21 protein-coding genes are annotated in these 22557 nt (G+C 67.7%); 9 read left to right on the plus strand and 12 right to left on the minus strand.

Annotation, left to right across the window (positions count from 1 at the left end; genetic code table 11):
- Positions 1-47: 47 nt before the first annotated feature.
- The 6 genes from AC6CHX_RS15945 to AC6CHX_RS15970 form a co-directional block, all read right to left on the minus strand.
- Positions 48-1208 (minus strand): acyl-CoA dehydrogenase family protein, encoded by a 1161-nt coding sequence (locus tag AC6CHX_RS15945; RefSeq protein ID WP_498273612.1) that lies wholly within the window; start codon positions 1206-1208, stop codon positions 48-50.
- Complete coding sequence (locus AC6CHX_RS15950; RefSeq protein ID WP_498273613.1) at positions 1205-1963, minus strand: alpha/beta fold hydrolase; 759 nt, start codon at positions 1961-1963, stop codon at positions 1205-1207. The genes AC6CHX_RS15945 and AC6CHX_RS15950 overlap by 4 nt, the downstream gene beginning before the upstream one ends.
- A 79-nt stretch (positions 1964-2042) precedes the next feature.
- Positions 2043-6182, minus strand: a complete 4140-nt coding sequence (locus tag AC6CHX_RS15955) for a metallophosphoesterase (protein WP_498273614.1) — start codon at positions 6180-6182, stop codon at positions 2043-2045.
- A 37-nt stretch (positions 6183-6219) separates the two neighbouring features.
- On the minus strand, positions 6220-8109 hold the full coding sequence (locus AC6CHX_RS15960; RefSeq protein WP_498273615.1) for a fibronectin type III domain-containing protein: 1890 nt from the start codon (positions 8107-8109) through the stop codon (positions 6220-6222).
- 252 nt (positions 8110-8361) lie between these two features.
- The gene (locus tag AC6CHX_RS15965) at positions 8362-9282 is read right to left on the minus strand and encodes a sugar kinase (protein ID WP_498273616.1); all 921 of its coding nucleotides are present in this window, start codon (positions 9280-9282) and stop codon (positions 8362-8364) included.
- Complete coding sequence (locus AC6CHX_RS15970) at positions 9279-10487, minus strand: MFS transporter (protein WP_376107326.1); 1209 nt, start codon at positions 10485-10487, stop codon at positions 9279-9281. Before AC6CHX_RS15970 ends, AC6CHX_RS15965 begins: the two co-directional genes overlap by 4 nt.
- A 390-nt stretch (positions 10488-10877) precedes the next feature.
- Between AC6CHX_RS15970 and nrdH the strand changes: the two genes are divergently transcribed.
- From nrdH to nrdF, 4 genes are read left to right on the plus strand one after another with little or no spacing between them, the layout of a single operon-like run.
- Positions 10878-11111: a glutaredoxin-like protein NrdH gene (gene nrdH, locus AC6CHX_RS15975; protein WP_028503264.1), complete on the plus strand. Its 234-nt coding sequence runs from the start codon at positions 10878-10880 to the stop codon at positions 11109-11111.
- Positions 11112-11117: 6 nt separating this feature from the next.
- Positions 11118-11552, plus strand: coding sequence for a class Ib ribonucleoside-diphosphate reductase assembly flavoprotein NrdI (gene nrdI / locus AC6CHX_RS15980; RefSeq protein ID WP_498273617.1), 435 nt, complete (start codon positions 11118-11120; stop codon positions 11550-11552).
- Positions 11549-13693, plus strand: a complete 2145-nt coding sequence (gene nrdE, locus AC6CHX_RS15985) for a class 1b ribonucleoside-diphosphate reductase subunit alpha (RefSeq protein ID WP_021199955.1) — start codon at positions 11549-11551, stop codon at positions 13691-13693. The genes nrdI and nrdE overlap by 4 nt, the downstream gene beginning before the upstream one ends.
- Before the next feature lie 47 nt (positions 13694-13740).
- Positions 13741-14718: a class 1b ribonucleoside-diphosphate reductase subunit beta gene (gene nrdF / locus AC6CHX_RS15990; RefSeq protein ID WP_017828866.1), complete on the plus strand. Its 978-nt coding sequence runs from the start codon at positions 13741-13743 to the stop codon at positions 14716-14718.
- 16 nt (positions 14719-14734) lie between these two features.
- Here nrdF and AC6CHX_RS15995 read toward each other — a convergent pair whose 3' ends face one another.
- The gene (locus AC6CHX_RS15995) at positions 14735-15733 is read right to left on the minus strand and encodes a hypothetical protein (protein WP_498273618.1); all 999 of its coding nucleotides are present in this window, start codon (positions 15731-15733) and stop codon (positions 14735-14737) included.
- Positions 15734-15951: 218 nt separating this feature from the next.
- On the minus strand, positions 15952-16446 hold the full coding sequence (locus tag AC6CHX_RS16000) for a hypothetical protein (RefSeq protein ID WP_498273619.1): 495 nt from the start codon (positions 16444-16446) through the stop codon (positions 15952-15954).
- A 132-nt stretch (positions 16447-16578) separates the two neighbouring features.
- Here AC6CHX_RS16000 and AC6CHX_RS16005 point away from each other — a divergent pair, with 132 nt between their 5' ends.
- The 3 genes from AC6CHX_RS16005 to AC6CHX_RS16015 are packed head-to-tail and all read left to right on the plus strand — an operon-like array spanning position 16579 to position 19860.
- Entirely contained in the window at positions 16579-18282 is a 1704-nt protein-coding gene (locus AC6CHX_RS16005) for a hypothetical protein (protein ID WP_498273620.1), read from the plus strand.
- An 11-nt stretch (positions 18283-18293) separates the two neighbouring features.
- On the plus strand, positions 18294-19316 hold the full coding sequence (locus tag AC6CHX_RS16010; protein WP_498273621.1) for a hypothetical protein: 1023 nt from the start codon (positions 18294-18296) through the stop codon (positions 19314-19316).
- 43 nt (positions 19317-19359) lie between these two features.
- A complete protein-coding gene (locus tag AC6CHX_RS16015; protein ID WP_498273622.1) occupies positions 19360-19860 on the plus strand; it encodes a GNAT family N-acetyltransferase in 501 nt (166 codons plus the stop codon).
- Positions 19861-19866: 6 nt separating this feature from the next.
- On the opposite strand, the gene AC6CHX_RS16020 is transcribed toward AC6CHX_RS16015, so the two are convergent.
- Complete coding sequence (locus AC6CHX_RS16020) at positions 19867-20478, minus strand: flavodoxin family protein (RefSeq protein WP_498273623.1); 612 nt, start codon at positions 20476-20478, stop codon at positions 19867-19869.
- 90 nt (positions 20479-20568) lie between these two features.
- On the opposite strand from AC6CHX_RS16020, the gene AC6CHX_RS16025 reads away from it, so the two are divergent.
- Entirely contained in the window at positions 20569-20772 is a 204-nt protein-coding gene (locus AC6CHX_RS16025; protein WP_136041432.1) for a hypothetical protein, read from the plus strand.
- 35 nt (positions 20773-20807) lie between these two features.
- Here the strand turns inward: AC6CHX_RS16025 and AC6CHX_RS16030 are convergent, their stop codons facing one another.
- From AC6CHX_RS16030 to AC6CHX_RS16040, 3 genes are read right to left on the minus strand one after another with little or no spacing between them, the layout of a single operon-like run.
- On the minus strand, positions 20808-21410 hold the full coding sequence (locus AC6CHX_RS16030) for a GNAT family N-acetyltransferase (RefSeq protein WP_498273624.1): 603 nt from the start codon (positions 21408-21410) through the stop codon (positions 20808-20810).
- A gap of 8 nt (positions 21411-21418) precedes the next feature.
- Complete coding sequence (locus AC6CHX_RS16035; RefSeq protein WP_498273625.1) at positions 21419-21811, minus strand: ImmA/IrrE family metallo-endopeptidase; 393 nt, start codon at positions 21809-21811, stop codon at positions 21419-21421.
- A gap of 42 nt (positions 21812-21853) precedes the next feature.
- Positions 21854-22228, minus strand: coding sequence for a helix-turn-helix domain-containing protein (locus AC6CHX_RS16040; RefSeq protein WP_498273626.1), 375 nt, complete (start codon positions 22226-22228; stop codon positions 21854-21856).
- 130 nt (positions 22229-22358) lie between these two features.
- Between AC6CHX_RS16040 and AC6CHX_RS16045 the strand changes: the two genes are divergently transcribed.
- On the plus strand, positions 22359-22553 hold the full coding sequence (locus AC6CHX_RS16045) for a helix-turn-helix domain-containing protein (RefSeq protein WP_498273627.1): 195 nt from the start codon (positions 22359-22361) through the stop codon (positions 22551-22553).
- Positions 22554-22557: the final 4 nt, after the last annotated feature.

Below are 22557 nucleotides of genomic sequence, written 5' to 3' on the forward strand. Positions count from 1 at the left end.
TCGGTGGTCCTACAGCAATTCATCTGCGGAATCGGCGGAAAAGCTGCTCAGCCCTCGATCGGCCCCAGCAACGCGCTCGCCGCGGTGGAGTGCGCCGATTCGGGGTCGGAGGGGTGGAACGCGCCGGCCAGCACGTCGCGGTAGAGACGTGACAGCTCGTTGGCGGAGAAGTAGGAGCCGCCGCCCGCGACGAGCATCGCCTCGTCGACGACGTGCTTGGCCATCGTGATCGCGCGGTGCTTGACGCCCGAGAGCAGCGGGAACCAGCGTGCGCCGTTGTCGACCCGGTCGTCCACGTCGCGGGCGAGGGCCGCGATCTGCGGAGGCAGCGCGTCGTAGGCCAGCCCCATGTCGGCGATACGCCAACGGATGTCCGGGTCCTGGCTGTAGGCGAGGCCCGTCTTCTTGGAGTGCCGCTTCTGCGCGGTCGCGACCGCCAGCTCGAGCGCCCGCCCGGCGATGCCGGTGTAGACCGAGGCCAGCAGGATCTCGAACACCGAGAAGATGCCGAACACGATCGGGTCGGGGCTGGGACCGGGGTCGATGCGACGCACCACGTGCGCGGCATCCGCGATGGCGCCGTTCAGCCGCGTGGTGCGGCTCTGCGTACCCCGCATGCCCAGGGTGTCCCAGTCGTCGGACGTGGTCACGGCATCCGTTCGCTCGACGAAGGCGAACACGAGCTTCGGGGCATCCGGGCTCGTGGTGTCGAGCCCGTGCAGTCCGAGCCGCGTCCACACGGGAGCGAGGGAGGTGAAGATCTTGGTGCCGGTGAAGGTGTAGCCGCCGTCACCGTCGGGCACGGCGGTGGTGTCGCTGCCGAACAGGACGAGGTCGTTGCCGCCCTCGCTGATGCCGAAGGCGAAGACCTCGCCGGCGACCGCGCCGTCCTGCACGAACTCGAGGCCCGGAACGCCGCGGTCGGAGAACACCTTCGCGACGCCGGTCCACACCAGGTGCATGTTGATGGCCAGCGCCGTCGCCGGAGCGGCGCCCGCCAGACGCTGCTGCAGGATCGCGGCCTCGGCGAGCCCGAGCCCCGCGCCGCCGCGCTCGGTCGGCACGAGGATCGAGAGGTAGCCGGCGGCCCGCAGCTCGTCCAGATCCTGCTGGGGGAACGTGTTCTCGCGGTCGTGGATCGGCGCGCGCTCCCTGATCCGCTCGAGAAGGTCGTCGGGAAGGAAGGCTGTGGGGTCGAACGTGCTCATGCGAGTGCCTCCAGAAGCTGTCGGACCGATTCATCCGGGCGATCACGGTGCAGCGAATGCCCTGCGCCCTCGACGACGGACAGGGTGATCAGCGGATTCGCGGCGAGGACCTCGTCGGCGAGGTCACCCGTGAAGATGCTGTAGACGGCGGGATCGGCACCGATCACATGCGTCGGCACGGTGAGGCGCGCGGCGTCGGCCCGCACATCCCACGGCTGGTTCTGCACGCTGGTCTGCTCCACCGCCCACGCGCTGGCGCGCAGGACGGCATCGACCTTGAGCTCCTGATCCTGCGGATGCCAGTGCGGATGCTCCTGCTGCACGACCTCGAGCCGGGTGTCGGCGAAGGCGCGCTCCTGGCTCCGGCGGACGATGGCCGCGTCACGCCCGTCGACATGGATCGCGGGGTCGATGAGCACGAGGCGTCGCGTCCAGTCGGGGTCGGATGCCGCCGCGACCGTGCTCGCCGCGCCGCCGAGCGAGTGGCCGATGACCGCGTCCCAGGCCCCGCCGTGCTCCGGGTGGGTGGCGGCGAGGTCGGCGCCGAACGCGGCCACGGAGTAGTCGAGGGAGCGCGGGGCGTCACCATGACCCCGGAGATCGATGGCTGTCGCATGCCATCCGGCGTCGGCGAGAGCGTCCCCCAGGCGCCACATCAGCGCGCCCGAAGAGCCGAGACCGTGGACCAGAAGCGCCCGTCGAGAGGCCGACGGAGCGCCCCACCAGAGGCGGGGGAGCGTGAGCGGTGCAGGCATGGCACCAGCCTACGACCGGGCGCGCACAGAAGGGATGCACCCGGATGGATGCATCCCCTCTGCCGGCCTGCCGGTCCGGTCAGTCGGTGCTGATCGCGATCAGTCCCGAGGGGAACCGGTCACGCGCCGACACGTAGATCTCGCCGTCGGTGGGGTTCACCGAGACGCCGTAGACCTTGTTGCCGTATGCATGGGCGCTCAGACGGGCGACCAGCGAGAGGTCCGCCGTCGAGTAGACCGACACCCCGCTCGCATCGAAGGTCGCCGACTGGTGCCCGGCGATGAGTCGTCCGGCTGTGGTGTCGACGGCCAGCGATCGCAGGTCGGCGTTCGCCATCGGGATGGTCCCGACGAGCTCCCAGGTTCCACCGGCGAACACCCGCACACCGTCCACCGATCCCTCCGCGTCGGCCGTGCTGACGTACAGACGGTCGTTGACCCCGTCCCAGGCGACCCCGTGCGAACGCCAGGCCGACTCGCCCGCGGGTGTGACGGTGATCGGCGCGCCCGTGGCGGCATCCATGATCTCGACGCCCGACCCGCGCGTCGCTCCGAACACCAGCCCCGTCTCGGGGTCGACGTCGATGCCGCGGACGTTCGCCGTGAACGCGTACGGCCCGCGCTTCAGGTCGCCGCTGGCGGCATCCATCACGAGCCACTGGTTCGAATAGGCGACGTACAGCTCGCCCGTCGACTCGTCGAGCGCGACGTCTCGCACACCTTCGTCTGCCGCGGTCGGAGCCGGCACGTCGAGCGTGCGCACGATGGCATCCGTCTCCGGGTCGATCTCCCAGACGCGCGCCGGGCGCATCTCGTTGCCGACGAAGAGGTTGCCGGTGCGACTGTCGACGACTGACCCGACCGGCCGATCATCCGACTCGGGGACGTCGGTCGCCGAGGGGATCACCGACAGCGAGCGGGCCGTGAACACCGGGGTCTCCGGGTCCGTCGGGTCCGTCGGATCGGTCGGGTCCGTCGGGTCCGTCGGGTCCGTCGGATCGGTCGGATCCGTGGGATCGGTCGGATCCGTGGGATCGGTCGGATCCGTGGGGTCGACCTTGCGGACGCTGACGGTGACGGCTGCGGAGGTGAGTTCCTCGCCTGGCGGGTTGAGGCGGAAGTCGCGGTTGGAGACGAACACGCGCTGGTGCTCCTCGTCGACCGTGATGCCGTAGCCGTCCTTGCCGTACTTCGGTCCCGCGAAGTCGCCGAGCAGTGCGCCTGTCGCGAGGTCGTGCACGGAGAACCCGCCGCGATCGGCCGTCGTCCCGGTGTAGCCGACGTAGAGCAGGCCGTTCGTCGAGTCGATGTCGACCTGACGGGGGTTGGCCCTGCTCGTGCGCTCCCACAGCTTCGCGAACCCGTTCGATGCGTCGAAGGCCTCCAGGTTGATCACGTCCGTGAGGTCGTGGAACTTGGTGCTGACGACGGTGCCGGTGGTGGGGTCGGCGGCGACGTAGTAGGCGTCTGCGGTGCCGTTGATGACTCCGAGGGAGGCCCCGGTCTCGGCGTCGAGGACTTCGATGCCGCGGGAGGGGACGGCGACGTAGACGTGTCCGAGTTTCGGGTCGACGTCGATCGAGCGGTTGGACTCGATCGTGGGGAAGGGTCCTCGGACGACTTGTCCGAAGGTGTCGGGGGCGATGGACACGACGAGCCAGTTGCGGTTCTGCTGTCCGACGTAGAGGAGGTTCTTCTCGTCGTCGATGCCGATGTCGCGGATGTTCTCCGGCAGTGTCATCTCGCCGAGGACCTTGTCGGTGTCGGGGTCGATCTCGAAGATCTTCCGACTGTTCTGGTCGCCCAGATACAGCAGGTCGCGCGATTCGGAATAGGCCATGCCCGCGGGCAGGCTCGCCTTCGAACGATCCACCGATGCCAGGTGCCCCGCCGATTCGTAGCTCAGGGTCTCCGGGAGCACCCGTTCGCTGACGGTGACGGCTGCGGAGGTGAGTTCCTCTCCGGGCGGGTTGAGGCGGAAGTCGCGGTTGGAGACGAACACGCGCTGGTGCTCCTCGTCGACCGTGATGCCGTAGCCGTCCTTCCCGTACTTCGGATCGGCGAAGTCGCCGAGCGCCTTCCCGGTAGTGAGGTCGTGCACCGAGAATCCGCCCGCGCCCTTGCCCGTACCGGTGTAGCCGACGTACAGCAGGCCGTTGGTGGAGTCGATGTCGAGCTGACGCGGGTTCGCGCGAGTCGCCTTGGACCACAGTTTCTTGAAGCCGTTGTCGGCATCGAAGGCCTCGACGTTCACGACATTCGTGAGGTCGTGGAACTTGGTGCTGACGACGGTGCCGGTGGTGGGGTCGGCGGCGACGTAGTAGGCGTCTGCGGTGCCGTTGATGACTCCGAGGGAGGCCCCGGTCTCGGCGTCGAGGACTTCGATGCCGCGGGAGGGGACGGCGACGTAGACGTGTCCGAGTTTCGGGTCGACGTCGATCGAGCGGTTGGACTCGATCGTGGGGAAGGGTCCTCGGACGACTTGTCCGAAGGTGTCGATGCCGATGGACACGACGAGCCAGTTGCGGTTCTGCTGTCCGACGTAGAGCAGGTTCTTCTCGTCGTCGATGCCGATGTCGCGGATGTTCTCCGGCAGTGTCATCTCGCCCAGGACCTTGTCGGTGTCCGGGTCGATCTCGAAGATCTTCCGACCGTTCTGGTCGCCGAGATACAGCAGGTCCCGTGACTCGGAGTACGCCATGCCCGCGGGCAGGCTCGCCTTCGAACGGTCCACCGACGCGAGCTGTCCGGTGACCTCGTAGTCGACCTCGCCGGTCGGCACGTCGGGCGTGACCTCACCCGGGTCCGGGTTGCCGCCGCAGCCGAGGCACGGCTGCACGGGACCCGTCGGGATCTCCTGCGGGTCGACCCCGTCGGTGACGAGCTTGCCCTTGTCGTCCTTCTTGATGGTCACACCGTCGAAGAACTTGCCGTCGGCCGTGCGCGATTCGTACCGGAGCGTGCCCTCGGTGACGTCGACGAGCTGGTAGAACTGCTTGCCGCCGTCGAGCCGACGCAGGTGCGCGCCGTTCTCCTTCCACAGGCGCGGGCCGTACTCGTACAGCTTCACGCTCGCGCTCGAACCGACGTAGACCGGTCCGGTCGCGCTCTTCTTGGGGTCGGCACCCGCCGGGAGGTTCTGCTCCGCGGCGAGGGTGTTGCCGCGGCCGTAGGCGTGGTCGTGCCCCTGGAGCACCAGGTCGACGTTGTACTTCTCCAGGAGGGAGCCCCAGACGGTGCGGATGCCGAGATTGTTGCGGCCCTCGTCGAGGGAGTACACGGGGTGGTGGAACAGCACGACGGTCCACTCGTTCGCGTTGTCGGCGAGCACCCCTTCGAGCCATTCGGCCTGGACGCGCAGGCCCTCCTCGGACGAGATGTTGCTGTTGAGGGAGATGAAGCGCACGCCTTCGCGGTCGGTGTAGTACACCGTGCCGGCGAGCTCGTCGTAGATGTCGCCCTCGCCGCTCGGACCGTTGTCCGGGTAGGGGAGCTGTGCGCGCCAGGTGCGGGACAGGCCACCGTCGTACTCGTGATTGCCCGGCGTCGTGATGAGGTTCTGCGTGCCCAGAGAGTAGGAGAAGGCGTCGAACAGCTCACCCCACTGCTCGTCCGAGTTCGCGTCGTTCACGAGGTCGCCGATCTGCACCACTGCATCTGCGTTCGGCCGGTCGCGGAAGGCATTGCGCAGCACGCGCGAGCCGTCGCTGAGGATGCCGTTCTGGATGTCGCCGAGGAAGATGAACGAGGTCGTCTTATCGGTCGCGCTGGCCGTGGCGAAGTCCTGCCATTCGGAGAAGTTCGTCCCGTCGCCCACGCGGTACATGTACTCGACACCGGGCTGCAGGCCCGTGATGGTGGCGGTGTGCATGTTCTGGGTGTAGCCGATATCGGTGGTGACCTCGGTGTGGGCGGCTTCCGCTTCGAGCACGCCACCCGGGTAGGGGGCGGGCGTCATGGTGCGGTACTGCACCAGTCCGCGGTCGGTGGTCGCCGATGTGCGCCAGGTCACGCTCTGCTGCGTGGTGGCGTCGGCGGCGGGAGTGAGGACGATCCGGTCGGGGATCGCGGAGGGCTCCCAGCGGGAAGGGGTGTCCTCCGCCGCCTGCGCACTGGGCGCAGGGGCGGTGAGGACGCCGCCCGACAGGAGCACGGCTCCCGCGAGGGCGCAGGCGGCGAGTCGCCACGGGGTGCGGCGCCGCGTGAAGGGGGTGGTCATCGAGATCAATGCCTTTCGGGAGTGAGGAAGGTGCCGGTCACGCGGCGGAGCGGGAGCGGGAACGGGTGCGGAGGATCACGGCGGCGCCGGCCGCGGTGATGAGGATGCCGATCAGGGCGAGGCCGCCTCCGGCCCACCCGGTCGCAGCGAGGGAGCCGCCGCCGTCCGACGGCTGCGTCACGATGATCGCGATGCGTCCGGTGGCGTCGGAGCCCAGGCCGGTCACGACGATCTCGTGCTCGCCGGGTGCGGTGTCGGCGGGGATGCGTACGGTCGCGGCCAGCGCACCGTCGTCGTCGCTCGAGGCGACGGCCAGCTGCACCGGTGTCGAGTGCAGCTCGATCGAGGCGCGTTCGCCGGGCTCGAGGCCCTTCGCCTGCAGCTCGATCTCCTCGCCGGGAGCGACCTGCGCGGTGGAGAGGGTGATCGAGACGCCATCCGGGTCCACGGGGTCCACCGGGTCGACGGGATCCACCGGGTCGACGGGGTCCACGGGGTCGACCGGGTCGACGGCTCCCGGCAGACCGTCGCGCGTCGAGCCGGGGCCTGCCGCCCACGCCGTGTCGTCGCTCACGAGCTTGCTGCCGTCTTTCGCCATCTCGATCGTGAAGGAGTCGAACAGGGCGCCGTCGACGGTTCGTGCCTCGACGTGGAACTCGTCGTCGGTGACGTCGACCGTCTGGAACAGCTGCACGTCACGCCCGGTGACACGGAGGTTCGCGTCGTTGGCCGTCCAGTTGTTGTCCTCCGCAGGGTCGGGGACGTACATCTTCGGTCCCGCGACGGAGACGAGGTACACCGGTCCGGTGTGGCTCTTCTTCGGGTCGGCACCCGCGGGCAGGTTCTTCTCGTTGGCGATCAGGTTGCCGCGACCGTAGGCGTGGTCGTGGCCCTGGACGACGAGGTCGACGCCGTACTTCTCGAACAGCGGCATCCAGGCGTCGCGCAGCACCGCGTTGTCGCGGCCGGACGTCACCGAGAAGACCGGGTGGTGGAAGGCCACGACGGTCCAGGTGTTCGGGTTCTCGGCGAGCTGGGCCTCGAGCCACTTCGTCTGCGTCGACAGGCTCGCGGGGTCGAACGCCTGCGTGCTGTTGAGGGTGATGAAGCGCACGCCCTGGTAGTCGACGGAGTAGACGGTCTCGCCGAGGTCGGCGCCCTCCGGGCCGTTGGACGGATACTCGAACTGCGCGTCCCAGTGCTTCGACAGCTCCGGGCCCGGGTAGTACTCGTGGTTGCCGGTGGCGGCGATCACGTTGAGGTACTGGTTCGAGAACGCGGCGGCCTCATGCCACTCGCCCCATTCGGCATCCGAGGTTTCGGTGTCGATCAGGTCACCGGCGTGCACGACCGTGCGTGCGTACGGGCGGGCCTCGAACGCGGCGCGGAGGGCGCGGGAGGTGAACGCCTTGTTGTCGTTCTGTGCGTCGCCCTGCACGAGGAAGCTGAAGTTGCCCGGCTTGTCGCTCGCCGTGGTGAACTCGAGCCACTCGCTCCAGGTGGTGCCGTCGCCCACCCGGTACAGATACGTCGTCGCGGCCTTCAGCTGATCCACCGTCGCCGAGTGGTGGGCGATCTCGTAACCGAAGTTCGACTCGAATCCGGTGGTGGTGGCGGTGATCGTGCGGGCGGCGGCCACGTCGACGGGGGTCGCGGTGAGCGGGGCGAGCTGCACCTGCGGCGACGTGATGTCCGAGGAGGTGCGCCAGCTGATGCTCTGGCTCGTCTCGGGGGTCGCGGTCGGGGTGAGGATCACGCGATCCGGCACGGCCGAGGGGACGAACACCGTCGCGGGGGCGACGGCGGGCGGGTTGAGACCTCCCGCGGCGACGGCGACGCCGCCTCCGAGGAACGAGAGGCCGACAGCGGCGGCGAGGCCGCCCGCGGTGAACGCGGCAGTGCGCCGCAGGGTCAGGGATCGTGGCAAGCGCGCCATCGCAGGCAGCACCTTTCGTCGGGATTCGAGAGGGGTGATGGCGCGCTGCAACAGGGTGGAGGAGGCGCCATTCGCGAAGCTACTAGCGCGGGGCGCAGCGAAACGGCGGTTCCCGTGAGGCGTCATCCGTCGTTCATCGAAAGGCGACGAGCGTTCATCGAGCGGTCGCTTGACGCCGCTCGGCGATCTCTGAACGTGCGTTCAGTGAAAGGGGGAGTGCTTCCCCGAACGTGATCCCGCGCGTCAGTCGAGCGGCGGCAGCGCCGGCAGGTCGGCCGCGATCAGCAGCACCCTCTCGGCCGCGGCGTGACCCGCGGAGAGGCGTGCGGCGAGGTCGGCGCCGTCGAGGGTCGCCGCCAGGAAGCCGGAGGCGAAAGCATCGCCGGCGCCGACCGGCTCGACCACGTCGACCACGGGCGCGGGGACGAACACCGGCTCGGCATCGCCGTCGAACGCGGTCGCGCCGACGTCGCCGTCCTTGACGATGAGGAGTGCGCAGTTCGGCAGGAAGGCGCGGATCTCCGCCGGGGTCACGGTTCCCCAGATGCGTTCGGCCTCGTCGCGTCCGACGAAGGTGATGTCGGCGGCGTCGGCCAGTCGTGCGAGGGTCTCGGCCGCGTCCTCCCGGCTCCACAGCGGGCGGCGGTCGTTCACGTCGAAGGACACGAGTGCACCGGCCGTGCGTGCGTCGACGAAGAGACGGTCCACCATCTCGCGGCAGGATGCGGAGAGCGCGGGCGTGATCCCGGTGGTGTGCACGATGCGTACGCCCTCGAGCCGCTCTGTCGGCAGGAACCCCGCCTCCATGTGCGAGGCGGCGGAGCCTCGGCGGTAGTAGTAGACGGAGGAGGACTCGACGCCCGGATCCTTGAACATCACGCCGGTGGGGGTGGCGCCGTCGCGCTCGACCCACAGTTCCACGCCGCGTCGCTCGAGCTCCGACGCGATGCGGTCGCCGAGCGGATCGGCGCCGAGGCGGGAGGCCCAGGCCACGCGGTGCCCGGTCGCTGCGACCCCGGCGGAGACGTTCGACTCGGCGCCGGCGATGCCGATCGTCGCGTGACCGGCTGTCGCGAGTGCGGCGTCGCTCGGTGTGATCAGCGCCATGGTCTCGCCGATGCAGACGATCTCGGGTGCGGAGACGGGGGTGGAGGTGGAGCTCATGAGGGGGTGACCGCCAGGGGTTCGGTGTCGGGATGCGGGCTCGCGTCGCGATGACGCAGGTCGGGGAAGGAACGGACGAAGACGATGGAGACGAGCAGACCGACCGCGGCGAAGATCGTGGCGGCGAGGTAGGCGCCGCGCCAGTCGCTGACGTCGACGAGGAAACCGGCGACGGCGGATCCTGCCGCCGCGCCGATGAGCTGCCCGGTGCCGGCCCAGCCGAAGGCTTCAGCGGTCTCGCTGAACTTCACGCTGGCCGAGGTGATGGCGAAGAGCACGGCGAGGGCGGGGGCGATGCCGATGCCGGCGAGGATGAGGGTGCCGCCCAGCCAGAACACGTTGAGCATGACCATCGTGAGGCCGAGGCCGATCGTGACGATCAGCAGGCGGCGTGCCATGGCCCACGGCCCGATCGGGATGTGGCCGAACGCCAGGCCGCCGGCCAGGCTCCCCGCCGAGAACACGGCAAGCACGAGTCCGGCCGCGAGGCTGCCGTGCTCGAAGGTCGCGACGACGCCCACCTCCACCGCGGAACAGGCCCCGATCAGCAGGAAGCCGATCACCGTCGCCAGCAGCACGGGCGGTTTGAGGACCACCTTGCCGAGCGCATTGCGGCTGCGCGGGATGCGCACCCGGCCGACCTCGGGGGAGAGGATGAACCAGGCGCCGCCGCCGACGAGGATGATCGCCACCAGCAGCAGGCCCTCCGGCGTGCCGATCTGGGTGGAGACCAGGGTGATGACGACCGGCGCCAGCACCCAGATGATCTCCTGCAGCGAGGCGTCGAGGGAGAACAGTGGCGTCAGGTTCGAGGAGTTGACGAGCTTGGGGTAGATCGTGCGGACGGCGGCCTGCACGGGGGGAGTGGAGAGCCCCGCGACCATGCCGAGCAGCATGTAGCCGGGCACGTCGAGCGGAAGCAGCGCGAGTCCGAGCACGGCGACGACGCAGACCGAGAGGGTGAGGGTGAGCACCCGCCGCATGCCCCAGACGCCCATCCACCGGCTCGTGATCGGGCCGGCGACGGCCTGCCCGACGCTGGTCGCGGCGAGGACGAGGCCGGCGGAGCCGTACGACCCGGTCTGCTGCTCGACGTGCAGCAGGATCGCGAGGGACATCATCCCGTTGGGGAAGCGCGCGGTCAGCTGAGCCGCGATCATGCGCGCCACTCCGGGCGTGCGAAGAAGGTCCCGATATCCCGCCACCAGACAACGGTACCGGGCCTCGAGGGTGGTCGTGGAAGACGGGGTGTGACGACACGCCCGCGACACGCCGAAGGTCCGATTCCACAGGAAACGAAATGTCCGAGGGGCGTCGTAGCGTGCCCCCTGTGGATGGATCGCTCACAGGGGCTTCCCAGCCGCGATTTCTCGGGGTTCGTGAGCCACGCGAAGGGGTCTCGGCCTGTGGAAGAAACGGTGGAGAACCTGTGTTGTATCTGTAGAGAACGGTGGATAACTACACGGATGTAACTACTACCCCTTGTGGTCGCCCCCAATGTCGGTCCCCATATGTAGTATTGAAGTCCCGGCAGGGGGTCTACCGGGAAAACGCCTGATTAGCAGCAGGCCAGAGATTTGAGGGGTTACGAAAAGATGTCGATCACGGTCTACACAAAGCCTTCCTGCGTTCAGTGCAACGCCACCTACCGCGCCCTCGATGCCAAGGGCATCGAGTACGAGATCCTCGACCTTTCCGAGGACCCGACGGCGCTCGAGCAGGTCAAGGCGCTCGGCTACCTGCAGGCACCCGTCGTCGTCACCGACGAGGGCCACTGGTCGGGCTTCCGTCCCGACAAGATCGACGAGCTCGCCTCCCGTCTGGCGTGACGCCCCATGAGCGCCGTCGCGACCGCAGCGCCGCTCCTGATCTACTTCTCGAGCGTGTCGGGTAACACTGCGCGCTTCATCGAGAAACTCGGATTCCCGTCCCGACGCATCCCCCTCCACCGCCACGAAGAAGACCTCGTCATCGACGAGCCTTTCGTGCTGGTCACCCCCACCTACGGCGGGGGTGCGGGGCGCGGCGTCGAGAAGGGCGCCGTCCCCAAACAGGTGATCCGGTTTCTCAACGACGAGCGCAACCGGCGCCACATCCGCGGAGTGATCTCCGCGGGCAACACCAACTTCGGCGATGCGTTCTGCCTCGCCGGTGACATCATCAGCCGCAAGTGCCACGTGCCTCACTTGTATCGGCTCGAGATCTTCGGCACACAAGACGATGTGGATCGCGTGAGCGACGGATTGGAACGACGGTGGCAGCTTCAGTGACCGAGACAGTGGCATTCAAGGCGAACCCCTCTTACGAGGGGCTCGACTATCACGCCCTCAACGCGATGCTCAACCTGTACGACGCGAACGGGAAGATCCAGTTCGACGCCGACAAGCGCGCCGCGCGGGAGTACTTCCTGCAGCACGTGAACCAGAACACGGTGTTCTTCCACTCGCTCAAGGAGCGTCTGGACTACCTCGTGGAGAAGGAGTACTACGAGGGCGCCGTCATCGAGAAGTACTCGATGGAGTTCATCCAGAAGCTCAACGACCTCGCCTACGGCAAGAAGTTCCGCTTCGAGACGTTCCTCGGGGCGTTCAAGTACTACACGAGCTACACGCTGAAGACCTTCGACGGCAAGCGCTACCTCGAGCGCTTCGAGGACCGCGTCGTCATGACCGCCCTCGGTCTCGCCGACGGTGACGAGAAGCTCGCCGTCGCCCTCGTCGAGGAGATCATCTCCGGCCGCTTCCAGCCGGCCACCCCGACCTTCCTCAACGCCGGCAAGGCACAGCGCGGCGAGCTCGTCAGCTGCTTCCTGCTGCGCATCGAAGACAACATGGAGTCGATCGCCCGCGGCATCAACTCCGCGCTGCAGCTCTCCAAGCGCGGCGGCGGCGTGGCCCTGCTGCTCTCGAACATCCGCGAGTCGGGTGCGCCGATCAAGCAGATCGAGAACCAGTCCTCGGGCATCATCCCCGTGATGAAGCTCCTCGAAGACAGCTTCAGCTACGCCAACCAGCTCGGTGCCCGTCAGGGTGCGGGCGCGGTGTACCTCAACGCCCACCACCCCGACATCATGCGCTTCCTCGACACCAAGCGTGAGAACGCCGACGAGAAGATCCGCATCAAGACGCTGTCGCTCGGTGTCGTCGTTCCCGACATCACGTTCGAGCTCGCCAAGAACGACGAGGACATGTACCTGTTCTCGCCGTACGACGTAGAGAAGGTCTACGGCGTGCCGTTCGGCGACATCTCGGTCACCGAGAAGTACCGCGAGATGGTCGACGACCCGCGCATCAAGAAGACCAAGATCAACGCGCGCGAGTTCTTCCAGACCGTTGCCGAGATCCAGTTCGAGTCCGGCTACCCGTACGTCATGTTCGAAGACACGGTGAACAAGGCCAACCCGATCAAGGGTCGGATCAACATGTCCAACCTCTGCAGCGAGATCCTGCAGGTGAACACGCCGACCACGTACAACGACGACCTGTCGTACGACAACATCGGCAAGGACATCTCCTGCAACCTCGGCTCGATGAACATCGCGCTGTCGATGGATGCCGACGACCTCGGCCAGACCGTCGAGACGGCCATCCGCGCCCTCACCGCGGTCAGCGACCAGAGCCACATCGGCTCTGTGCGCTCGATCGAGGACGGCAACGACCGCTCGCACGCCATCGGCCTCGGCCAGATGAACCTGCACGGCTACCTCGCTCGCGAGCACGTGTACTACGGCTCGGAAGAGGGCATCGACTTCACGAACATCTACTTCTACACGGTGCTGTTCCACGCGCTGCGTGCGTCGAACAACCTCGCCATCGAGCGCGGCACCACGTTCGACGGGTTCGAGGACTCGAAGTACGCGTCGGGGGAGTTCTTCGACAAGTACATCGACCAGGCGTGGGTCCCCGCGACCGAGAAGGTCAAGGAGCTCTTCGCCGGCAAGCACATCCCGACGCAGGACGACTGGGCCGAGCTGAAGGCGTCGATCCAGAAGCACGGCATCTACAACCAGAACCTGCAGGCAGTCCCGCCGACCGGCTCGATCTCGTACATCAACAACTCCACGTCGTCGATCCACCCGATCGCGTCGAAGATCGAGATCCGCAAGGAAGGCAAGCTCGGTCGCGTCTACTACCCGGCGGCGTTCATGACGAACGACAACCTGGAGTACTACCAGGACGCATACGAGATCGGCTACGAGAAGGTCATCGACACGTACGCGGCCGCCACGCAGCACGTCGACCAGGGCCTGTCGCTGACGCTGTTCTTCAAGGACACCGCCACCACGCGTGACATCAACAAGGCGCAGATCTACGCATGGCGCAAGGGCATCAAGACGATCTACTACATCCGCCTGCGTCAGCTGGCGCTCGAGGGCACCGACATGGCCGAGTGCGTCTCGTGCATGCTCTGACCCGTTGACCCGCGAACACAGCTGAACCCCGAGAGACGACGAAGAAAATGACTCCTGAAAGACTCAAGCTGGTCTCCAGCGTGCAGGCGATCAACTGGAACCGCATCCAGGACGACAAGGACCTCGAGGTCTGGAACCGTCTGGTGAACAACTTCTGGCTGCCGGAGAAGGTGCCGCTGTCCAACGACGTGCAGTCGTGGAACACGCTCACCCCCGACGAGCAGCTGCTCACCATGCGGGTGTTCACCGGTCTCACCCTGCTCGACACGATCCAGGGCACCGTGGGTGCGGTGTCGCTGATCCCCGACGCGATCACGCCTCACGAAGAGGCCGTGTACACGAACATCGCGTTCATGGAGTCGGTGCACGCGAAGAGCTACTCCTCGATCTTCTCGACGCTCGCGTCGACGAAGGAGATCGACGAGGCCTTCCGGTGGTCGACCGAGAATCCGAACCTTCAGAAGAAGGCTCAGATCATCATGGACTACTACCAGGGAGACGACCCGCTCAAGCGCAAGGTGGCCTCCACCCTGCTGGAGTCGTTCCTCTTCTACTCGGGGTTCTACCTGCCGATCTACTGGTCCTCGAAGGCGAAGCTGACGAACACGGCCGACCTGATCCGCCTCATCATCCGTGACGAGGCCGTGCACGGCTACTACATCGGCTACAAGTTCCAGAAGGGCCTCGAGAACGAGACCCAGGAGCGTCGCGACGAGCTCAAGGACTACACGTTCTCGCTGATGTACGAGCTCTACGACAACGAGGTGCAGTACACGCAGGACCTCTACGACGGCGTCGGTCTGACCGAAGACGTCAAGAAGTTCCTGCACTACAACGCCAACAAGGCCCTCATGAACCTGGGCTACGAGGCGATGTTCCCCTCCAGTGTCACGAACGTGAACCCGGCGATCCTGTCGGCGCTCTCGCCGAACGCCGACGAGAACCACGACTTCTTCTCGGGGTCGGGCTCGTCGTACGTCATCGGCAAGGCCGAGGCCACGGAAGACGACGACTGGGACTTCTGATCCTTCGGAGATGAACTCAGGCGCGCCCGTCGGCCAGGCGGGCGCGCCGCTCTTCCTCGCGCTTCGAGTACGTGGCGGCGCGGATCGCGTCGTCGGATTCCAGGCCCGTGCCCAAGGCCCCGCCGAGAGTCGCCGCCGATGCGACGAACCAGGTGAGCACGAACAGATCGCCGACGCCGACTGTTCGGCCGAGGGCTTCGCTCATCACCGTCGTGTCGAGCACGAAGAGCGCCCAGGCCAGGTTCACGACATACAGCGCCAGATAGCAGATGATGATGCCGATGGTCAGAGTCAGCAGCGTCGAGGTGTTGTAGAGACGGGATCTCTCCCGCGCCTGCGGTGAGTCATCGTCGGGACGGTCCCAGAGCCTGCCGTCGATCACGATCCAGGCGATGATGATCGCGATGGAAGCCAGCGTCGCCGCAGCCAGACGCCAGCCCGACAGCGAGATGGCGAGCGACCATATCGTCGGCTCGATCGTCGCCACCGCGCCGGTCGCCAGGGCGGCGACCAGTGCGGACTTGAGCCCGGCGGCGAGCAGCCACGGACGGTTGGCCAGCACCATGCCCAGAAGCACGCGCCCACGGGCGCTGAGCCGAGGCAGCGGCAGGCGCTGCTCCTCGGGCGAGGCGGGTTCGGCCATCCCGTCGACGAGCCCCTGCACCGCGTGGCGGGCGCGAGTCTGCACCCGGAAGCCGCCCAGGGCGGGCAGCGACAGCACCGCTGACAGGCGTCGAGGATCGATCGCGGCCAGCAGGTAGCGGCCGTCATCATCGCGAACGGGGAGCTCGGTGACGCCGATGACGAGATCCCACCGGTTCTGGTCGGCGTGCGCACGAAGTCGTTCCAGGGCGACGTCGACGTCTTCAGACCCGAGGGTGAACGGCTCGCTGACGAGTTCGACGATCCAGCCGTCGGCCTCAGCGGCGAGCGGCGGCCTGAGGTCGGTCATCCGACGGGCGACGGCCGTGGGCGAAGCCGGGTCGGCCACGAGGCCCACGCGGATCGGCTCCATCTCCGCAACCTACACCCGACACCAGTCGGCCGCATCGGCATCCGCAATTGCCGAGCACGGTATGTCGAGAACGATCCGCGCCGAACGGTGCGCCGCTTCTAGGAGGTCAGTCGTGCGACGCGGCCGGTCGGGACTCCGACCACACCGCCGCTCCTCTCGACCTGACCCGTGCCGGAGCGGTCGGACTCAGGCGTCCTGCGGGGCAGCGGCCCCACCACTCACTCCGAGACGATCGACTCGATCCGCGTCGAGCGTGCGAGCACACCCGCGAACACGAAGACAGCACAGCCGAAGGCCGTCTGGAGCAGCAGCGAGGGCAGACCGGCCGCGCCCCAGAACAGTGACAGGACGATCAGCAGGCCGCCGGCGATCATCGGTCCTGCGGCGATGCGGAGGAGCAGTGCACGTCTCGTCGCGGGGCGCGGAAGCAGCAGCACCATCGCGAGCGATCCGCTGCTGCCGATCAGCACGCCGAGTGCGGCCTGCAGCAACGCGGCCTGGCCGTACATCCACGCGGGATAGGACAGGGAACCGCCCGACCACGCCACGGACAACTGAGCGAGCAGCAGCCCGACCGGGCCGAGGATCGCGCCGACCACCGCACCCGCGAGAACCATCGCGACCGCGAGGCGGACGGCGTACCCCACGCTCCACCAGCGCTCGACCTCGGCGTGGTCAGCGTGCGTGTAGCCGCTCCCCGAAATGTCGGACATGCGTCGACTCTAGCGGCGGCGTCGACTGGGAGACACGCGCATCCGTCCCTAGACTTCGGGGATGCGTATGAGCCGAAGCCGACACCGCGAGACATGCCTCTGACACGTGAGAGCCTCCTCCACGAGATGGAAGTGGCTCTGGATCGTATCGGCGTCGGCATGAACGAGTGGCCCGACGGGGTCGACGTCAAGAAGCTGTCACCGCGTGATCAGCTCGTGGCCCTGCTGCTGATCATGGACGTCAGTCCCGCGCGGGTGAACGGGTGGCCGTTCCGGTCAGCGGAAGACAAGATCGTGACCTCCCTGCCACGGAAGACCCTGCCCTGGGACTCCGACACCGCGGTGTTCGCCCTGCAGGCGGCGCTGAAGGTCGATTGCATGAACTACATCTGCGGGCCGGCGTTGAGGGGTGCGGAGAAGGCGATGGCGGCGGGGCACGTCGGCCCCGCCCTGTACGAGGCGATCGACGCCTGCGCGACCCACCTCGCGGGCCTCATGCACGGGCGGATCGCGCCGCGCTGGAACGTCGACAAAGACCTCAAGACGGCCAATCGGCTGCTGGCCTCGTTCCTCCCGCCGGGTGTGCTCGACCTGACGGCGGTCCACGACGGCGACGAGTGGGCGGAACGGGCGCGGCAGCTGGCCCGTACACATCCGGTGGACGACGTCGAGCCCGTGGTGCGTCACCTCGCGCTCCTCGGGCACAAGGCGCCGTCCCAGACCTGGCAGCGGCAGCTGCAGGAGGTGCTTCGTCCGGCGACCGCCCGGCTTCTCGTCGCGGAGTGGGTCGGTGCGGCGCGGGAGACCGGGGTCGCCGCCGACGGTCATCTCTACGCGCCCTCGAACGAAGACCTGGTCCGGGCGACAGTGATCGCCGCGCGATCGATGTCCGAGGAGGAGGTGCCCTCGGAGGTGTTGGGAGCCTTGGTTCGACAGGGCGCCGAGACGCGGCCTCCCTCCACCGAGTCCCTGGCTCTTCGCGTGGCCAGTGCCGCCGTGGACACGCTCGCACAGCGCGGGACCGACAGCGACCTGGCCGAGTTGGAACGGCTCCTCGAAGACATCTCCCGCCGGGACCTGCTGAAGCGGATCGGCGCAGCGCTCGGACCGGAGGCCGTCGCACGCGCCGAGAAGCGCGATGCCGACCTCAAGAAGGAGAAGGCCGCGGCCGTGCGGGCGAAGGCGAGTCCCATCCCGAAGCTCCTGCGCGGTGAGGTCGACCGCATGCTGGACGAACGCGTGAACGGCACGATGCGCGAACTCGGCTTCCGCAAGTCGGGACGTACCTGGCGCCGATGGGTGGATGCACGTGTGGAGCTCGTGGACTTCTACTCCAGTGACCTCTACATGAGTGTTCAGTACGGGGTCCTGTTCGAAGGGCTGCATCCCGAGGACGGCCCGGCGCCGCAGCGCGACCCGAAGCGGGTCAAGTCCTTCGAACTCGACCTGCTCGTGTCCGAGACCGGGTGGTTCGCCGAGGAGGACGTCCTCGACCTGCTCGCCGAACGCGTGCGCACGGACATCGTCCCGTTCCTGGAGCGCTGCGGCGACCGCACCGCTCTCTTCGAGCTGCTGCTGCACGGGGTGGGTCTGCCGCCGGTGCTCCACCGCGGGGATCCGCGGTTCCGCGACACGGACTACTCGGTGTCGCTGCGCAATCGACCAGCTCAATCGGGTCTCGCGCTCGGAGCACTCGCCTGCATCGACGGCGATCGTGCCGGAGCGGAGAGCTGGCTCGACGCGGCAGATCGGCAGGTCGATCCCCTCAGCCACCATGCCACGAAATCCGAGATCGACTACTGGCGGGAGCGCACTGCCGCTCTGCCCGCGCCGTAGCGTCCAAATCGATGACGGAGAACACCCCCGCCACGACCACCCCCACCGACGCCCGCGTGCGCAGGACCGTGACCCGGAAGCTGGTGCGCAACCCGCTCCTCTGGGGTGCGGTGCTTCTGCTCGCCGCGATCGGCTTCACGCTCGCCGACGACGACCTGAGCTTCTTCCCCTTCCTGCTCATGCTGGTCGGTGGCTGGTGCTTCGGCTTCGCGTTCGTGAATGCGACCTTCGACATGGAGCCCGCTCGCAACGGTGCGATTTTCCACGTGATCGTGGCCGTCGTCCTGGGCGCGCTCGTCGTATCGGTGATCGAGTTCGGGGGAGACCTGCTCGACCCGTTCCCCGATGCCGTTCGCGGTGTCGCTGTGGTGCTGCAGATGGCGGCGATCCCCGCAGTCGGATGGATCTGGCTCGGCCTCCTCAGTCGCGTCACCGATCTGCTCACGCGGCGGGATGCGAAGAAGCGCCCGCCGCCCGTGACCCCGGAGTGGGAACGTGAGGAGAGCGGAGACGGGTCGATCGTTTGCTTCCCCGCCATCGAGCTCCGAATGCGCACCCTCACCCGGGCGATCGTGACGATCGTCGTGGTCTTCGGGCTTCTCGGCGTCGTCGCGCTGATCGCGCTCGATGACATCGCGATGCGGATGGGGCCGAGGATCGCCGTCATCCTCCTGGGGATCGTCATCGGGCTGCCCGTGTACCTGGGGTTCACCGCGATCCTGCGCCGCCGCACGGAAGCATGCTCCGTCGCCTTCGGCAACGATGAGCTTCGAGTCCGAGTGGGCACTGCGCTCCACACGATCCCGTTCCGCGACCTGGAGTATCTGCGGTGGCGGACCCGGAGCGAGTACGCGCGTGTCGAGGTGCGCGGCGCCGGTGCGGATCTGTCTCTGGTCGCCGGGCTCGCGAAGCCGCCGCGCGGTCTCTCCGCCGAGCTTCCCGCGTTGCCGAAGCGGGTCTACTGGCGACTCGAACTCGCCGGACTCGCGCTCGAGAAGTCGCGCCGGGACGAGGCCGTCACCTTCCGCCGGTGATCCGATCGGGCAGAGCGTCGGTGGCCCGTGCCATCATCCGAGCATGGAATCCCTCCGGCTCCGACTCTGGTCCGAGAACGACCTCGAACTGCTGCACGCCGCGAACACCCCGGCGATGACGGTCCATCTGAACGGCCCGGAGACCGAGGAGCAGATCGTCGAACGTCAGGCCCGCTACCTGCGGCTCGTGGCGTCGGGCGAGGCGAGGATGTTCGTGATCGAAGACGACGCGGGGGCGTCGCTCGGTTCGATCGGGTACTGGCGCATGGACTGGCGAGAAGAGCCCGCGCTGGAGACCGGCTGGTTCGTCCGGCCCGAGGCGCAGGGGCGCGGGGTGGCTTCGAGAGCCCTCGCGCTGGTCATCGACGATGCCCGCGAACATCGAGGGGACCGGCGGTTCCTGACGGCATTCCCCGGCGTCGACAACCCGGCGTCCAACGGCGTCTGCCGCCGGAACGGCTTCGCCCTGGCCGGCGCATTCACCGAGGAGTTCCGCGGCGCAGAGCTGACCGTGAACGAGTGGGTGCTCGACCTCACGGCGTGATCGACATCACCCCGCCGGGTACTCCTGCGCCTTGAGCAGCCGGGCGAGGTGCGCGGCGTTCCGCGCCGCCGTCCCGATCGCCGCGGCGACCTTCTCCGGGGTCTCGTCGAGATCCTTGTAGTCGGTGGTGTGCATCGCTTCGCCGTTCCAGTAGACCGAGCCCTGGGCCGGGACGGTGAAACCAACGTCGTTCAGCGACTGGAAGAGGATCGCCGCGATGTGGTGGGCTCCGTCCTCATTGCCGACGATGCCCGCGATGGCGACCTTGTCGAAGAGGGTGGGGCGCCCGCGGGCGTCGGTCTCGCCGAGCTCGGCGTCGAGCCGTTCGAGCACGCGCTGCGCGACGCTGGAATGCTGTCCCATCCACGTGGGAGTGGCGAACACGAGGATGTCGGCGTCAAGGATGCGTCGTCGCACGCTCGGCCACTCGTCGCCGTCACCCATGTCCTTCTGCACTCCGGGGCTGATCGACAGGTCGACGGCGCGGACCAGGTCACCCGTGATGCCGTGGCCGGCGAGTGCGTCGAGCAGTTGGGTCGCGAGGAGGTCGGAACTCGAGGAGGCGGGCGACGGCTTCAGCGTGCAGGAGACGGCGACCGCGGTCAGTGGTGTCTTCATGCTCCGAGCAGACCAGACGACGAAGAACGTGCACAGGGGGTTTCCGTGTCGGGGCTATCCTGGTAGATGGTACCGACGACAGGAGATCCCGTGATCCTCAGCTTCCTCTTCTTCATGATCCTCTTCATCGGAGGGATCCTGCTGATGGGCATCTCGTTCGGGCTGCCGGCCCTCAACGCGCTCGCCTTCTGCGGCGGCCTCCTGCTCGTCACGCTGGCGATGGCGTTCATGCTCCGTCAGGGCGGCTCGGCGACCCGCCGGTCGAACAACTGGTCGGGCAACGCCACCGAGTGATCCGTCGCGGTCGACGCCTCCGCGACGCCGGCCGCTCAACGTCGTTTGGCGAGCCTCGCCTCGAGGTTGGCCTTCACTGCGGGCCACTCCGGCTCGATGATCGAGTACTCCACGCTGTCGCGCAGCGCCCCGTTGCGGTAGCGGCTCATGGCCCGCATCACTCCGTCTTGCTTGGCGCCGAGCCGCTCGATCGCCGTGCGCGATTGGAAGTTGACCCACTGCGTGGTCAGGCCGACGCGGAAGACTCCGAGCGTCTCGAAGGCGTGCCGGAGCAGGAGGAGCTTGGATTCCGCATTGGTGCCGGTGCCATGCGCGGACGGACGGTTCCAGGTGTAGCCGATGTGGAGACGCGGAACGTCGGCGACGATGTCGTAGTACGAGGTGAGCCCGAGAACGCGTCCGTCGGCACCGAAGGCGGTGAAGGGGACCATCTCGCCCTTCTCGATGAGCGAGATCCGCCGATCGACCTCGGCGGCCATGCCGTCGGGGGCCGGAACAGATGTGTACCAGGCCGTCTTCCACAGGTCGCCCTCCTGCGCCGCGTCGACGAGGCCGTCGACGTGCGAGAGATCGAGCGGGCGGAGTTCGACGAGTTCGCCGGTGAGGGTGACGGGGGTGGGGGTGACGAGAAAGGCCATGACGGTATTCAACCAGCGACGGGTACGGCGCCCTGGCGCAGCAGTTGCTGATAGGCGATCACCAACTCGATCGTGACCCCCAACTCGAAGGCCAGACTGGCGAGGTGAGGCCCGCGGAGCTCTTCCGCCTCGGCGTAGGCCTGCGGGGTGATCAGCCGACACGCGGCCCATTCGTCGGCCTGGCGCTCCTGCTGCGCGCGGACCGTGGGCAGGCGAGCCGGGGCGTGCCCGAACCGCGCGTGCCCGAGCTCATGCGCGAGCACGCTGCGCGTCGTGCGCGCGCTCATGCCCGGGCTGAGGCGGATCGTGCGCGTCATCGGATCGAAGCCGCCGCGCGTGCGACCGGGGCGCTCGACGATGCGCAGGCTCTGGGCCTCGGCGAGGTGCAGAAGCTCGTCCATGGCTCTCCTCCTCACCGTGCCGGCCGGCATCGTGCGACGCGGCTAGTCGTAGAGGTCGTCCGTGTCCGAGTCGTGCGACGTGCGGGATTCGAAAGCGACCTCGCGGGTATCTTCTCGTGGACCGGCGACATCGGGGGTGGGGCGGATCGGAGTGATGCGCGCGGTCGTCTCGCCGTCTGCTCTGAGGCGTTCCTCCGCGCGGGCGAAGAGGACGTGGGGCTCGAGACCGAGAGCGTCGCAGACCGAGTACACGACCGGGACGGGGATGGCGCGCTTGCCGGTGACGTAGTTGTCCAGGGCGCTGCGTGCGATGCCGATGGTCCGCGCCATCGCCGCGATGCTGCTCCTTGACGCGGCGATCTCCGCGCGGATCTGACGCCCCACGGCGTCGTTGAATTCCTCGGCAGCTGTCTTCACCCGGCTCACGATAGCAGCGCCTCGACTCCAGAATGCCGCCATTATGGTGCACGAGGAGGCGCGGAGTGTCCGTGCGGGGTACTACCGTGTGCGTATGGGGACAGGATTGCGTCATATGTTGGCATCGACGGTGGATGGAGCCCGAGTGCACGCCGGGATGTCGTTCACTCGGCTTTCGGAGCTCTCGGGCATCGAGCCGGAAGCGCTCGCAGAGCTGCTGGAGGGGCAGACCGACTTCACGGTCGTCGACCTCGTCGGCATCGCCACGGCGCTCGACATCCCGATCACGAGACTTCTCCCGGTGTCCGCCGCCGACGACGGCTGATATC

Source organism: Microbacterium sp. GQ128 (assembly GCF_059758615.1).

Bases quoted from the DNA above. Each gene is read 5' to 3' on its own strand.
- nrdI (WP_498273617.1), top strand. From the start codon at position 11,118: ATGAGCGCCGTCGCGACCGCAGCGCCGCTCCTGATCTACTTCTCGAGC.
- AC6CHX_RS16035 (WP_498273625.1), bottom strand. From the start codon at position 21,811: ATGGACGAGCTTCTGCACCTCGCCGAGGCCCAGAGCCTGCGCATCGTC.
- AC6CHX_RS15945 (WP_498273612.1), bottom strand. From the start codon at position 1,208: ATGAGCACGTTCGACCCCACAGCCTTCCTTCCCGACGACCTTCTCGAG.
- AC6CHX_RS15950 (WP_498273613.1), bottom strand. From the start codon at position 1,963: ATGCCTGCACCGCTCACGCTCCCCCGCCTCTGGTGGGGCGCTCCGTCG.
- nrdF (WP_017828866.1), top strand. From the start codon at position 13,741: ATGACTCCTGAAAGACTCAAGCTGGTCTCCAGCGTGCAGGCGATCAAC.
- AC6CHX_RS15965 (WP_498273616.1), bottom strand. From the start codon at position 9,282: ATGAGCTCCACCTCCACCCCCGTCTCCGCACCCGAGATCGTCTGCATC.
- AC6CHX_RS15995 (WP_498273618.1), bottom strand. From the start codon at position 15,733: ATGGAGCCGATCCGCGTGGGCCTCGTGGCCGACCCGGCTTCGCCCACG.
- AC6CHX_RS15955 (WP_498273614.1), bottom strand. From the start codon at position 6,182: ATGACCACCCCCTTCACGCGGCGCCGCACCCCGTGGCGACTCGCCGCC.
- AC6CHX_RS16010 (WP_498273621.1), top strand. From the start codon at position 18,294: ATGACGGAGAACACCCCCGCCACGACCACCCCCACCGACGCCCGCGTG.
- AC6CHX_RS16000 (WP_498273619.1), bottom strand. From the start codon at position 16,446: ATGTCCGACATTTCGGGGAGCGGCTACACGCACGCTGACCACGCCGAG.
- nrdH (WP_028503264.1), top strand. From the start codon at position 10,878: ATGTCGATCACGGTCTACACAAAGCCTTCCTGCGTTCAGTGCAACGCC.
- AC6CHX_RS16020 (WP_498273623.1), bottom strand. From the start codon at position 20,478: ATGAAGACACCACTGACCGCGGTCGCCGTCTCCTGCACGCTGAAGCCG.
- AC6CHX_RS16015 (WP_498273622.1), top strand. From the start codon at position 19,360: ATGGAATCCCTCCGGCTCCGACTCTGGTCCGAGAACGACCTCGAACTG.
- AC6CHX_RS16030 (WP_498273624.1), bottom strand. From the start codon at position 21,410: ATGGCCTTTCTCGTCACCCCCACCCCCGTCACCCTCACCGGCGAACTC.